Annotated in this window: 11 protein-coding genes; 7 read left to right on the top strand and 4 right to left on the bottom strand. The window is 69.6% G+C overall.

The window, feature by feature from the left end; genetic code table 11:
• Nucleotides 1-61: 61 nt before the first annotated feature.
• On the bottom strand, nt 62-2,197 hold the full coding sequence (gene glgX / locus G3I71_RS30465; protein ID WP_164319546.1) for a glycogen debranching protein GlgX: 2,136 nt from the start codon (nt 2,195-2,197) through the stop codon (nt 62-64).
• 190 nt (nt 2,198-2,387) lie between these two features.
• On the opposite strand from glgX, the gene G3I71_RS30460 reads away from it, so the two are divergent.
• The 4 genes from G3I71_RS30460 to G3I71_RS30445 all read left to right on the top strand — a co-directional run bounded on the left by G3I71_RS30460 (nt 2,388) and on the right by G3I71_RS30445 (nt 6,830).
• The gene (locus G3I71_RS30460) at nt 2,388-3,212 is read left to right on the top strand and encodes a Tat pathway signal sequence domain protein (RefSeq protein WP_164319544.1); all 825 of its coding nucleotides are present in this window, start codon (nt 2,388-2,390) and stop codon (nt 3,210-3,212) included.
• Nucleotides 3,213-3,280: 68 nt separating this feature from the next.
• Nucleotides 3,281-4,609, top strand: a complete 1,329-nt coding sequence (locus G3I71_RS30455) for a copper amine oxidase (RefSeq protein WP_164319542.1) — start codon at nt 3,281-3,283, stop codon at nt 4,607-4,609.
• Between the two features lie 114 nt (nt 4,610-4,723).
• On the top strand, nt 4,724-5,962 hold the full coding sequence (locus G3I71_RS30450; RefSeq protein ID WP_164319540.1) for an SAV2148 family HEPN domain-containing protein: 1,239 nt from the start codon (nt 4,724-4,726) through the stop codon (nt 5,960-5,962).
• Nucleotides 5,963-6,107: 145 nt separating this feature from the next.
• Nucleotides 6,108-6,830 (top strand): 3'-5' exonuclease, encoded by a 723-nt coding sequence (locus G3I71_RS30445; RefSeq protein ID WP_164319538.1) that lies wholly within the window; start codon nt 6,108-6,110, stop codon nt 6,828-6,830.
• A 104-nt stretch (nt 6,831-6,934) separates the two neighbouring features.
• On the opposite strand, the gene G3I71_RS30440 is transcribed toward G3I71_RS30445, so the two are convergent.
• Nucleotides 6,935-7,918 (bottom strand): DMT family transporter, encoded by a 984-nt coding sequence (locus G3I71_RS30440; RefSeq protein ID WP_343243119.1) that lies wholly within the window; start codon nt 7,916-7,918, stop codon nt 6,935-6,937.
• A gap of 94 nt (nt 7,919-8,012) precedes the next feature.
• Here G3I71_RS30440 and G3I71_RS30435 point away from each other — a divergent pair, with 94 nt between their 5' ends.
• A complete protein-coding gene (locus G3I71_RS30435) occupies nt 8,013-8,924 on the top strand; it encodes a LysR family transcriptional regulator (RefSeq protein ID WP_164319536.1) in 912 nt (303 codons plus the stop codon).
• Between the two features lie 78 nt (nt 8,925-9,002).
• Here G3I71_RS30435 and G3I71_RS30430 read toward each other — a convergent pair whose 3' ends face one another.
• Together G3I71_RS30430 and G3I71_RS30425 are read right to left on the bottom strand one after the other, a co-directional pair.
• Nucleotides 9,003-9,869, bottom strand: a complete 867-nt coding sequence (locus tag G3I71_RS30430; protein ID WP_164319534.1) for a phosphotransferase enzyme family protein — start codon at nt 9,867-9,869, stop codon at nt 9,003-9,005.
• Between the two features lie 264 nt (nt 9,870-10,133).
• Entirely contained in the window at nt 10,134-12,395 is a 2,262-nt protein-coding gene (locus tag G3I71_RS30425; RefSeq protein ID WP_164319532.1) for an MMPL family transporter, read from the bottom strand.
• Between the two features lie 236 nt (nt 12,396-12,631).
• Between G3I71_RS30425 and G3I71_RS30420 the strand changes: the two genes are divergently transcribed.
• Both G3I71_RS30420 and G3I71_RS30415 read left to right on the top strand, forming a co-directional pair.
• A complete protein-coding gene (locus G3I71_RS30420; protein WP_164319530.1) occupies nt 12,632-13,213 on the top strand; it encodes a DUF1697 domain-containing protein in 582 nt (193 codons plus the stop codon).
• 5 nt (nt 13,214-13,218) lie between these two features.
• Nucleotides 13,219-13,623 (top strand): DUF4440 domain-containing protein, encoded by a 405-nt coding sequence (locus tag G3I71_RS30415; protein WP_164319528.1) that lies wholly within the window; start codon nt 13,219-13,221, stop codon nt 13,621-13,623.
• Nucleotides 13,624-13,629: the final 6 nt, after the last annotated feature.

Raw genomic sequence — 13,629 nt, 5'->3', positions numbered from 1 at the left:
ACTCCCGCACACGGCCGTCGAAAACGGCCCTCCACGCGCGCGTGGAGGGCCGTAGGGGGGACTAGGCCGGGCGTTGCAGCACCGTCAGGCTGTGGTCCACCAGGGTCAGGCGGTCGCCCGCCGCAACCTTCGCGCCCGTGCCCGGTGCCACGCCCTCCGGGCGGGCCGTGTCGACCACGACCTGCCACTGCCGACCGTGGTTGACCGGCACCATGAACTCCAGGGTCTTCGGCGAGGCGTTGAACATCAGCAGGAACGAGTCGTCGGCGATGCGCTCCCCGCGGGAATCCGGCTCCGAGATGGCGTTGCCGTTGAGGAACACGCTCATCGCGCCCGCCTGCGCGGAGTTCCAGTCGCGCTGGACCATCTCCTCGCCCGCCGGAGTGAACCAGGCGATGTCCGACAGGTCGTCGTGGGTGCCCTGCACGGGGCGGCCGTGGAAGAAGCGCCGTCTGCGGAAGACCGGGTGGTCCTTGCGCAGCCACACCATCGCGCGCGTGAAGTCCAGCAGCTCGGCGGAACCCGAGCCGGATTCGTCTCCGTCTGCGTCGCCCGGCCAGGGGACCCAGGAGATCTCGTTGTCCTGGCAGTACGCGTTGTTGTTGCCGCCCTGGGTGCGCGCGAACTCGTCGCCGTGGCTGATCATCGGCACGCCCTGGGACAGCATGAGCGTCGCGATGAAGTTCCGCAGCTGGCGTGCCCGCAGGGCGAGGACGTCCGGGTCGTCGGTCTCGCCCTCCGCGCCGCAGTTCCAGGACCGGTTGTGGCTCTCGCCGTCGCGGTTGTCCTCGCCGTTGGCCGCGTTGCGCTTCTCGTGGTACGACACCAGGTCGTTGAGAGTGAAACCGTCATGGCACGTCACGAAGTTGATCGAGGCCAGCGGACGGCGGCCGTCGTCCTGGTAGAGATCCGAGGAGCCCGTCAGCCGGGACGCGAACTCCGCGAGCGTGCGCGGCTCACCCCGCCACATGTCCCGCACGGTGTCGCGGTACATGCCGTTCCACTCGGTCCACAGCGGCGGGAAGTTGCCCACCTGGTAGCCGCCCTCGCCCACGTCCCACGGCTCGGCGATCAGCTTGACCTGGGACACCACCGGGTCCTGCTGGACCAGGTCGAAGAACGACGACAGCCGGTCCACCTCGTGGAACTGCCGGGCCAGCGTGGCCGCGAGGTCGAAGCGGAAGCCGTCGACGTGCATCTCGGTGACCCAGTAGCGCAGCGAGTCCATGATCATTTGGAGTACGTGCGGGGACCGCATGAGCAGCGAGTTCCCGGTGCCCGTGGTGTCCATGTAGTAGCGCTGGTCCTCCATGAGCCGGTAATACTGCGTGTTGTCGATGCCCCGGAAGGACAGCGTCGGGCCGAGGTGGTTGCCCTCCGCGGTGTGGTTGTAGACCACGTCCAGGATGACCTCGATACCGGCCTCGTGCAGCGCCCGCACCGCCGACTTGAACTCCAGCACCTGCTGGCCGCGGTCGCCCCAGGACGCGTACGCGTTGTGCGGGGCGAAGAAGCCGATCGTGTTGTAGCCCCAGTAGTTGTTCAGACCCATGTCCACCAGGCGGTGGTCGTTCACGAACTGGTGCACCGGCATCAGTTCCAGGGCTGTGACGCCCAGCTTGGTCAGGTGTTCGATGATCGCGGGGTGGGCGAGCGCCGCGTAGGTGCCGCGCAGCTCCTCGGGCAGCGCCGGGTGGCGCATCGTCAGGCCCTTCACATGGGCCTCGTAGAGCACCGTGTGGTGGTACTCGGTGCGCGGGCGCCGGTCGTCGCCCCAGTCGAAGTACGGGTTGACCACCACCGACGACATGGTGTGCGGCGCCGAGTCGAGGTCGTTGCGCCGCTCGGGCTCTTCGAAGTGGTAGCCGTACACCTCCTCGCCCCAGGTGACCGAACCGCTGATCGCCTTCGCGTACGGATCGAGCAGCAGCTTCGCCGAGTTGGACCGCTGGCCGTGCTCGGGCGCGTACGGACCGTGTGCCCGGAAGCCGTACCGCTGCCCCGGCATCACCCCGGGCAGATACGCGTGCCGGACGAACGCGTCGCTCTCCCGCAGTTCCACCGCGGTCTCCGAGCCGTCGTCGTGCAGCAGACACAGCTCGACCCGGTCGGCGGCCTCCGAGAAGACCGCGAAATTGGTACCGGCGCCGTCATACGTGGCACCGAGTGGGTACGCCTCTCCTGGCCAGACCTGCATGCGCTCGACTCTCTCAGTTGTGGTCCGCCGCTGGGGCCGACTCCCCTTTGAGTCTGCCCGAAAGTGATGGAACCACCTACGACTTACGTCCCTCTTACCGGTCGACCAGTGCGTGCCCGTATACCCGGGTATGTCAAAACAATTCTTCTTCACGTACTCCCTGGGCTGCGAGGGGGAGTAAGGGGACAACGTGCGCAAGATCGTGCGCCGCCACCTGGGCAAGGTGGTGGCGGGTACGGGGATCGCGGTGGCCGGTACGGCACTGATGGTCGCCGTGACGCTGCCGGGATCGGCGGGGGCCGACGAGCCGGGGGGCACCGGGACCGCAGGGAGCACGGCGAGTACGGGCGGCGGTGCGGGGGAGTCCGCGCAGGGGCAGGCCGCGGTGCAGCCGGGTGTCGTCGAACAGGCGCCCGCCGAGGGCGAGAAGGGCGAGGGCCGTGATCCGCTGACCGACGCTGAGACGGCGCGGGTCGAACGGATCGTCCTGAACCGGCAGCTCCTGAACTCCAGCGAGAACGTCGAGGGCGGGCGTGGCCCGCAGCGGATCGGCATCGACCTCGCCGACCCCGACGCCGCCGAGGCGGACAACGCGAACGCGCCGCGGCGCGCGGACGTGTCGTACTACGACTACAAGGACGACACCCTGGTCACCAGGACCGTCAACCTCGACACCGGCAAGGTCGAGCGGACCGGCACCCAGCACGGCGTACAACCGCCCCTGAGCCGTGCCGAGACGACCGAGGCGACGAAGCTCCTGATAGCCGACCCGCTGGGCGCGGGCCTGAAGGCCGACTACAAGGACGCCACCGGCGCGGAACTCACCTCGCCGGACCAGCTGCTCGTCAGCAGCATGGTGTATCGGGCGGCTCCGGGCGCCCAGCCCTCCGTACTCGACGCCTGCGGCGACCACCGCTGTGTGCGGCTCTTCCCGAAGGTGAAGAACGGGGCGTGGATCGACGCCCGTTCACTCGTGATCGACCTGAGCGCCCGCAAGGTGGCCAAGCTCGGCTGACCCGGGCGCCTTTCGGGCTCTCGCCACTCTCCACACCCTCTTCTCTCCTCCCAGGGAGTCTCTTCCTCATGCGTGTCAACAGAAACAGCCGTACCCGGGGACGGGCGACGGTCGGACTCGTAGGCCTCTGCGCGGTCGCGCTGTCCGCCGGCCTCACCACCGCGGCGGGACCGGCCGCCGCCCAGCCGAAGGCCGGTCCCGTGCCGCCCGCCGAATGCAGTGCGCCGTACCGCATCGAGAAGAAGCTCGCCACCGGCACCACCTGGCGGATGTGCTGGCGCTACGAGAGCGAGGCCGGGCTCGTGCTGGAGAACGTCTCGTACCAGCCCCCGGGCGAGTCCCAGCCGATCAAGGTCCTCAACTCGGCGAAGCTCGGCCAGATACACGTCCCCTATGACGACGGGAAGGCCGAGTACAGCGACCTCACCCAGGCGGGCTTCGGCCAGGGACTGATGAACCTGGCGCCCGGTGAATGCCCCGGCGGCACCATCAAGACCGTCAAGGTTCCCGAGGCCTGGGACCCGGACAACGAGAACGTCAAGGGCCTGTGCACCACGACCCGTTCGCGCGGCCACGCCTACCGCATGCAGAGCGACACCGGCAACAAGGTCTGGCAGACACAGGGCAAGGACCTGCTCGTCTACACCGTCAACCAGGTCGGCTGGTACGAGTACATCACCGAGTGGCGCTTCCAGGACGACGGCACCGTCAACATGAACGTCGGCGCCACCGGCAGCCTCGCGCCCGACGACTACGACGCGGGTGACGGCCGCGGCTGGCCCATAGGCAAGGGCGCCAAGGCGTACGCCACCAGCCACAGCCACAACGTCTTCTGGCGGCTCGACTTCGGCCTCGACGGCTCCTCCAAGGGGAAGGTCGAGCAGTACGACTCCGTGGTCAGCCCGCCCGTCGCCGGCCAGGAGGGGCCCACCAACAAGACGACCCGCACCCAGGTCAAGAAGGAACTCGCTGGCGACGCCAAGAACATGCGCTGGTGGCGTGTCGTCAGCGCCACCGGCAAGAACAAGGACGGCCACGCGCGGTCGTACGAGATAGTCCCCGCCGCCACCACCAAGTACCCGGGCCGCAGCTTCACCCGGCACGACGTCTACTTCACCGAATACAACAAGTGCGAGCAGTTCGCCAGCGACAACCTGGGCGACTGCGGGGCCGGCGCCAAGAAGTCCGTCGACGGATGGGTCAACGGCCAGACCCTCACCCACCCGTTGGTCTGGGTGAACGTGGGCTTCCACCACATAGCCCGGGACGAGGACCAGCAGCCCATGCCCGTCCACTGGCAGGGCTTCTCCATCGCCCCGCGCGATGTCACGGCTATGAATCCGCTCACTCCCGCCGGGCTGGCCAACCAGAACGGGCATGTCGAAAGCGGTAGTTGAGAAACGACCCTGTCCATCCTGCTGCACCGCCGACCGCTCCCGGAGTACCCTTCCTTGATCGTCGGCCGGGCTCGGCCACGGGGAGAGCTCGGGGGAGCGGAAGGCGGTGCGCGGGTGGGCTCGGGAGGGCTGGAGCTGCCCCCTGGTGACGAGGGTCACGAGGGTCACTCCACAGAGGTCCCGCCCGGCGCGGTGTCCCTGGCACGGCCGATGGAGACGGGTTCCATCGGCCCGGAACTGGACTGGGACGCCGACGCCTGGCACGAGGTGCGTACGCGCGCCCAGCGGGCCGGCCGGGCCTATATCTGGCTGAACCTGGTCGAACAGCGGCTGCGCGCGGTCGTGGCCGCCGTCCTGCGCCCCATCTACGAACCCGTCCACGGCGACGAGTGGGTGGTCGCCGCCGCCGGACCGGCCGGCCAGGAGTGGGTGCAGCGCGCGGTCGCCGTACGCGAAGTCAGCCGCCGCAAGGGCTACTTGCTCGACCCGGCCGACGACAACGTCCTCAGCTTCCTGACCCTCCCGCAGCTGCGCGAGCTGATGGTGCAGCACTGGCCGTGCTTCGAGCCGTACATCGACGAGCGCCGCGACGTCGAACTCGCCCTGGACGAGCTGGAGGTCACCCGCAACGTCGTCTCCCGCAACCGGGCCCTGTCCGAGGCTGTCCTGGGCCAGGCCGAGCGGGCCTCGGGCAAGCTCCTGGAGACCCTCGGCTCGGGCGGAGACGTGCCCTCCGCCCGTCGCCTGCCGGTGGACGCGGTCGAGGACATGGTGGGCGAACGGTACGGGGACGTGGTCGCCGTACACACCGACCGCGTACGGCTGATGCGCCAGTTCCCGGCCGAGGACATCTTCGGCGGCGCGCGTCGCCTCGACGCCATCGGAATCGGCCTCAACCTGCTCGTGCAGAACTTCTCCGGGCGGCGCCTGGTGCGGCTGGCGGAGTCGGGCTGCCGGGTGCGGCTGCTGTTCCTGAACCCCGCGTCCAGTTCGGTGAAGCGGCGCGAGCGGGAACTCGGCCTCAAACGGGGTGAGTTGAGCCGGGCTGTGGAGATGAACATCCTGCACATGCGCCGGGTGCGGTCCAAGCTGCGCGACCCGGGCGCCTTCGAGATCCAGGTCTTCGACGAGACGCCCCGCTTCACCGCCTACCTCGTCGACGGGGACGGCTCGGACGGGGTCGCGATCGTGCAGACGTATCTGCGCCGGACGCGGGGGATGGAGGCGCCGGTGCTGGTGCTGCGGGGCGGAAGCCGGTTGGTCAAGCCGGGCGAGGCGGAAGAGAGCGGCCTTTTCGTGACATATCGCGAGGAGTTCGAGGTGGCCTGGGCGGATTCACGCCCAGTGTCCTGACTTGCCGGTGTCCTGACTTGTCCGGCCTGCCCGGCCTGCTCGTCCTCCGCAAGCGGAATGCGGTCCTCTGATTGTCAGTGGCTCGTGGGATCGTGGAGACCACTGGGGGAAAGCACCACCAAGAAGGCAAGAAGGGGGGCCAGGCATGGGCTGGCACCATGAGCTGCTGATCGGCTTCGACCTGGAGACGACCGGGACGGATCCGAGCGAGGCACGCATCGTCACCGGCGCGGTGATCGAGGTGAGAGGCGGTGAGCCGCTCGGCCACCGGGAATGGCTCGCCGATCCGGGTGTGGAGATCCCGGCGGACGCGGTGGCCGTGCACGGCATCACCAACGAGCGCGCGACCAGTGAGGGCCGACCGGCCGACCAGGTCGCGGACGCGATGGCGGACGTGCTGACCACGTACTGGAAGACGGGCGTCCCGGTGGTCGCGTACAACGCGAACTTCGACCTCACCCTGCTCTCCGCGGAGTTGCGGCGGCACGGCCTGCCGTCCCTGCGGGATCGGCTGGGCGGTCTGGACCCGGCTCCGGTGATCGACCCGTACACGATCGACCGTTCCGTCGACCGCTACCGGCGAGGCAAGCGCAACCTCGAAGCAGTGTGCAGGGAGTACGGCGTCTCGCTGGACGCGGCTCACGACGCGTCGGCGGACGCACTGGCCGCGGCGCGGCTGGCGTGCGCGATAGCCGAGCGGCATCCCAAGGTCGCGGCGCTCGGGCCGGTGGAGCTGCATCGGCGGCAGATCGAGTGGTACGCGGAGTGGGCGGCGGATTTCCAGAGCTTTCTGCGGCGCAAGGGGGAGGCTGACGCGGTGGTGGACGGGACGTGGCCTGTACGGGAGGTTGTGGGTGGGGTGGTTTGACGGGGGAGTTTCCCACCCGCTCACCCGTCCACCCGTTCACCGCATCTGTTCAGCGCGGGGCGGGGCACATTTCAGCCTGTCCGGCGTTTGAGGACGAGGCCCGTTCAGGGCCGTAGCGGGGGTCTGGGGGCGGAGCCCTCAGGGATGGGACGGGTAGGGGCGGCGGGGGCGAGCAACCTGGCCTGGGTCGCCCGGTGGGCGCGTTCCACCGACTGGCCCCAGTACGTGCCCGTGACCATGAGCATCGCGCCCAACGCCGTGAGCGGCGTCAGATGCTCGCCGCCCAGGGCGATCCCGATCGCGGCGGCCCAGATCGGCTCCGTACCCAGCAGCAGGCTGGCCCGGCTCGCCGAGGTGCGCTGCACGGCCCACGTCTGGGCGAGGAACGCGAACACGCTGCAGAACAGGGCGAGATAGAGCAACTGCGTCCACGTCCCGGAGTCGGCCCGGACGAGCGCCGACAGGTCGGGAGCGGCGGCCGGCAGGAACAGAGCCGTGCCGATCACGGTCTGGAGTGTCGTGAGGTGAAGGGGACGGATCGGCCGGCCTGTGGTCAGGCGGCCGACCAGGGCGACGTGGACCGCCCGTATCAGCGCCGCGCCCAGCATCAGCAGGTCACCGAGACGCGGAGCGTGAAAACCGTTGCCGGACATCAGCAGGCCAACGGCGAGGACGCAGACGCCGGCGGCGGCGTAGAAGGCCGGGGGCAGTCCGCCGGGGTGTCCGGCGCGGTCGAGGAGAGGGGTGAGCACGATGGTCAGGCTGATGATCAGCCCCGCGTTGGCGGCGGTGGTGTGGGCGACCCCGTACGTCTCCACGACGAGGACGGCGGCCTGCGTGAGCCCGAGCGGCAGCCCGGCCCGCACCTCCTCCCGGGTCCACAGGCGAAAGCCGCCGCCCCGCTCACGTTCCTTCCCCTGTCCGGCGGCCACCAGGCCGAGACAGGCGAGCGCGGAGAGGGCGTACCGCGCGAAAAGGACCACGAGGACGGGCAGGGCGGAGGTGGCCGTCTGGGCGGACAGGTAACTGGAACCCCAGACAAGCGCGACAAGGAGGAGTACCGCGTCGGTACGGCGGGAGTCGGACACGCGACTACGGTGCACCGGCAGCAACCCTGAAGGCCAGAGCCAACTTCTTAAACGATCTTTTAGTTTCCCTACATCATCCGCCTACACTGGCCCCATGGACGAACGTCAGCTGCGGATCCTGCGCGAACTCGGCGAGCTGGGCAGCGTCACCGCGGTCGCCGACGCGCTGCTCGTCACGCCCTCGGCGATCTCCCAGCAACTGCGGCTGCTCCAGCGCGCCATCCCGGTCCCGCTCACCGAGCGACAGGGGCGCCGTCTGGTGCTGACCGACGCCGGGCAGGCGCTGGCGGGCGCGGCGACCGAGGTGGAGTCGGCGCTGGCGCGGGCCCGGCACACCGTCGAGGAGTTCCTGGACCGGCCGGACGGGGAGGTGTCCGTGGCGGCGTTCCACAGTGCGGGCGCCGCGTTCTTCCCGCTGCTGCTGCGGGCCCTCGCCGGACCGGACGGGCCGGTGCTCGCGCTGGCCGACGAGGATGTGACGCAGGACGACTTCCCGGCGCTGACCAGGGAGTACGACCTCGTCCTCGCTCACCGTCTGGATCACGCCGCGCCCTGGCCGCGCACGGTGACGGCGACACCGCTGCTGCGCGAACCCCTCGACGTGGCCATGCCCGCCGACCATCCGCTCGCCGCCAGACGACGGCTGACTCCCGGCGATGTGGCCGACCAGCCCTGGATCGCCGTACACGACGGCTTCCCGATCATGGCGACGATCGAGGCCATCGCCACCGCGGCGGGCCGCCGGCCCCGTCTCGCCCATCGCATCAACGAGTTCGCGGTGGCGGCGGAGGTGGTGGCCGCCGGAGGAGGCCTCGCGCTGATGCCCCGCTGGACCTCGCGCCCACACCCCGCCCTCGTCCTCAAGCCCCTCAGCGGCATCCAGGCCAGACGCCGAATCGACGCCCTCCACCGCCCGGAACGAACGGCCCGAAGAGCGGTACGAACGGTACTGGAGGAACTGCGCCGAGCAGCACAGAAAATCCAGGCCGAGGACCAGCTCGCTTAGGGGCGCGGGGAACTGCGCGACAAGCCACAGACAACCCGCAGCCGCCAGACCAACAGCAAGCCAAAACTCAACAGGCGCTCAAAACGGATACCACCGCACAGTCGAATCCCCCTCCCGCAAAGACCCCACCCGCCGCGAGAACTCAGCCAACGCCTTCGGATTGGCAGGCGCATGCTGGGCAACCCACGCACAGCTCGCCGTCTCCCGCGCCCCGCGGAGTGTCCCGCACCCCTCCCACTCCCGCACGTCCCACCCGTACGCCTCCGTGAACGCGTCGTAGGACTCGGCAGGGAGGGCGTATCGGTCGTGGGACAGAGCCATGACCACCAGGTCGTGTTCGCGCAGGTCGGCGGAGAAGGTCTCCAGGTCGACCAGGACCGGGCCGCCGGGGCCGATGTGGACGTTGCGGGGGAGCGCGTCGCCGTGGATCGGGCCCGGCGGCAGGTACGGGGTGAGCGCGGCGGCGGCCGTGGCGAAACCGTCTCGGCGCTCGCGCAGATACGCCGCGTCCGCCGGGTCGATCGCGTCGCCCGCGAGCCGCAGCCAGCGTTCGACGCCGCCCAGGAGCTCACGGGGCGGCAACGCGAAGGAGCGGGGGAGCGGCAGGGCGTGCACGATCCGCAGCAGTTCGGCCAGGTCCCGGGGGCCGGCGGGGCGTACGGGATCGGGCAGCCGGTGCCACACCGTCACCGGGTGGCCCTCGACGAGGCGCGCCTTCGGGTCGACCGCGCGTACCGCCGGGACGTCCGCCTCGGCGAGCCAGTGCGCGATGTCCAGTTCCCGCCGTGCACGGTCGAGGAGTTCGGCGTCGCGGCCCACCTTGACGACCAGGTCACCGGCGGCGAACACCGCGTTCTCGCCCAGGGCGAGGAGCCGTGCGTCCGACGCCGTGCCGGGCAGTACGCCCGCCGTGGCCAGTACGTCCCGGGCCTGTGCCTCGTCCATCGTCCGCCTTCCGCGCAGTCACTCGTAACCAACTGAGTCCGGCTGTGCACGGCTGTGTATGCCCATGTACATCCGCGAACGACGTCGGGTTCACGCCATCCGCCGGTCAGTGTCGCATTCGCACCGGCGGCACCCGGCGGGCCGTCGGTCCGACCGAGACCGAGCTGTCGACCGCACGCACGACATGAACGGGAAGAGGGCCCGTTGGCTCCCCAGCGACCAACGGGCCCTCCTCGGAGGGAGATCGAGAGTGGATCAGGTCGGTCAGACCCTGATCCGTTCGTCGCCCTCCACTGTCGGCGCAACCGCCTCGGGAGCCTCGTCGTGCGTCAGGTCCGGCAGCCGGTTCAGCCACTTCGGGAAGTACCAGTTGCGCTCGCCGAGCAGGGCCATCACCGCGGGCAGCAGCACACCCCGGATGATCGTCGCGTCGATGAGCACCGCAGCCGCGAGGCCCACACCCATCTGCTTCATGGACTGCATCGACAGTGTCCCGAAGATGGCGAACACGGCGACCATGATGACGGCGGCACTGGTGACGACCCCGGCCGTGGTGACCACCCCGTGCTGGATCGCGTCCTTCGTCGTACGGCCCCGCAGGTGCGCCTCGCGGATACGGGAGACGACGAACACGTGGTAGTCCATCGACAGGCCGAACAGGATCACGAACAGGAACAGCGGCAGCCAGGTGATGATGGCGCCCACGCCCTCCGCGCCCACCAGCGACGCGCCCCAGCCGTGCTGGAAGACGGCGACCAGGATGCCGTAAGCAGCCCCGACCGAGAGCAGGTTGAGCACGATCGACGTGATCGCGATCGTCAGCGAGCGGAACGACAGGAGCATCAGCAGGAAGGCGAACACGACGACGAAGGCGAAGACCGGGGCGACCGCGCCGGCCAGCTGGTCGTTGAAGTCCTTCGAGCCCGCGACCTGCCCGGTGATCGGCGCCTCGACGCCGTCGACCTTGCCGAGTGTGGCGGGGCGTACCTCGTCGCGGAGCTTGTCCAGGCTCTCGCCCGCCTTGTCCAGGTCGGAGCCGCCGACCAGCGGGACGTACACGAAGGCGATGTTCTCGGCGTCGTGCAGCTTGATGTCCACCGGGCCGCGCGAGGCGCCCGAACTGATCGCCAGTTCACGGAAGTCGGCGAGCGCGGCCTTCACGTCGGCCGCGTTGATGTCCCGTGCCTTGACGATCACTTCGGCGGGGTCGGAGCCGCCGGGGAACGCGTCGTTGACACGGTTGTAGGTACCGACGATCGGCAGCGAGTCGCCGAACTCCTGGTCCAGGGTGAGGTTCTGGGTCTTCATACCGAGCGCGGGCGCGGCCACGGCGAGCAGCGCACCGGCCGCCACGACCAGTGAGATGGCCGGCCTGGCGAGTACGACCTTCAGCACGGCCGTCCAGAAACGGCTCTCCCCGTCGGCCTTGCCGCCGTTGCCGTTCTTGCGTCGCTTGTCCCGGTGCAGGAACGGGATCCGGCCCTTCTCGACCCGCTCACCGAGCAGCGACAGCAGCGCCGGAAGGACCGTCACCGAGCCGACCATGGCGACCGCCACGACCATCAGCGAGGCCAGTCCCATCGCCTCGAACGTGGCGAGCCCGGTGAACAGCATGCCCGCCATCGCCACGCACACCGTGACACCGGAGACGATGATCGCGCGGCCACTGGTCGCCGCGGCGATCTGGAGCGCGGCCTCCGGACTGCGGCCCGCCTCCCGCTCCTCGCGCTCCCGGCGCAGATAGAACAGGCAGTAGTCGACGCCGACGGCGAGGCCGACGAGCAGCATCACGGAACTGGCGGTGTCGTCCATCGGCTGGAGGTGGCTGACGAGGCCCATCAGGCCCATCGTCGCCATGATCGCGGTGACCGCCAGTGCCACCGGCAGCAGCGCCGCGACCAGCGCGCCGAACGCGATCAGCAGAATACCGAGGGCCACCGGTACGGCGGACAGCTCGGCCTTCTTGAAGTCGTCACCGAAGGCGTCGTCGAACGTCTTGTTCATACTGGCGCCGCCGATCTCCTCGATCCGCAGCTCCGAGTGTTCCTTCTGGACGTCCGCGACGGCCTTCAACACCGGCTCGACCCGGTCGCCCGCCGTCTCGGCGTCACCCCGCATGTCGAACTGGACGAGTGCGCTGCGCCCGTCCTTCGAGAGGGTGCCCGTGTCGTACGGCGACTGGACGTCCGTGACCTTGCCGGTCCCGTCGACCGCCTTCATGACGTCGGCGACGGCGGTCCGGAACGCCGCGTCCGTGGCCTTTACGCTCGCGCCCTTCGCCTGGACGAGGACGGTCTCGCTCGCGGGTTCGTCGATCCCGGCATCCTCGATGATCTTGGCGGCAGTGTGGGTCTCGCCCCCCAGCTGGTCGCTCTCCTTGACCTCGACGCTGCCGGCGGCAGAGCCGAGCCCCATCGCCAGGACGACGAACAGCACCCAGATCCCGACGGCCGCCCAGCGATGCTGGGCACTCCACCCACCGGCCCGGGCGGCTATGCCCCGTACCCGCGTTTTTCCGTTCCCCATGACCGGCTTGCCCCCTCGTATGAGGTGACAGCCCCCTGCCATCACCTTTCATTTCGAAGGTATGGGCTGGGTAAGAGCATCTCCTCGTGCTCGCCGGTGAGGTGCGGTCGGCCGAAGTACTCCCGTCGGATGCCGGTGTCTCCCCACTGGGTAGGACACTGGCCCCCTACATCTAAAAGTCGATCTCGGGGTGGTTCATCAGGGGGACTGTCAGCGGGCCGCCCTATGGTGTGCGGATGACGACAGGTGAGCACGCGACGACGACCTACGCGGCGCTGTTGCGCGGCATCAACGTGGGCGGCAACAAGAAGGTCCCGATGGCCGAGCTGCGCACCCTGCTCGAGGGTCTCGGGTACGACGACGTGCGGACCTACCTCCAGAGCGGCAACGCCGTGTTCGCCGCCGGTCACGGGGACGAGGAGTCCCTCGCCGGGGAGATCGCGAAGGCCATCGCGCGGCACTTCGGATTCACCGTCGACGTGATCGTGCGCGACCACACCCACCTGCGGGCGATCAAGGACAACTGCCCCTTCCCCGCAGCCGAGTTGGAGGCCAAGCAGCTCCACGTCACCTACTTCTCCGTGCCCGTCGACGAGGCCCGCTTCGCGGACATCGACCAGGCCGCCCACCTCCCCGAGGAGTTCAGGCTCGGCGACCGCGCGCTGTACCTGTACGCACCCGACGGACTCGGCCGCTCCAGGCTCGCCGAGCAGCTCGCCAAGCCCCGGTACCTGAAAGGCCTGATCGCGACCACCCGCAACTGGAACACCGTCGTGAAGCTGGTGGAGTTGACCGAGGACGAGACCCGGGGGAGGTGAAACCGATGCCCGACCGCGACTTCAACCGTGCCCGGGAGCGCGACCCCGCCGTGGAGGCCGCCATCGAGGCCGAGCTACAGCTGCTCGACCCGGAGGTCCGCCGCTCGCCCGAGCTGACCGGGGCGCTGCTGCACCCCGGGTTCCACGAGTTCGGCGCCTCGGGGCGGCACTGGGACCGGGCGTCGATCATCGCGTCCCTCGCCGCGACCACCGAACCGGGCGCCCGCCCCATCGCCGTCTCGCACATGAAGGGCGTACGCCTCGCGCCCGACCTGGTCCACCTCACCTTCGACACCGAGAGCAACGGCCGCCGCGCCCACCGGAGTTCACTGTGGCGGCGGAACACCGAGGACGGCGGCTGGCTGCTGTACTTCCACCAGGCGACTCCGTTCGGCGACTCCGTTCAGTGACCCCGA

The sequence above is a fragment of the Streptomyces sp. SID12501 genome (genome assembly GCF_010550245.1).
Taxonomy (GTDB): domain Bacteria; phylum Actinomycetota; class Actinomycetes; order Streptomycetales; family Streptomycetaceae; genus Streptomyces.
This window is presented reverse-complemented; position numbering and strand designations above follow the sequence as displayed.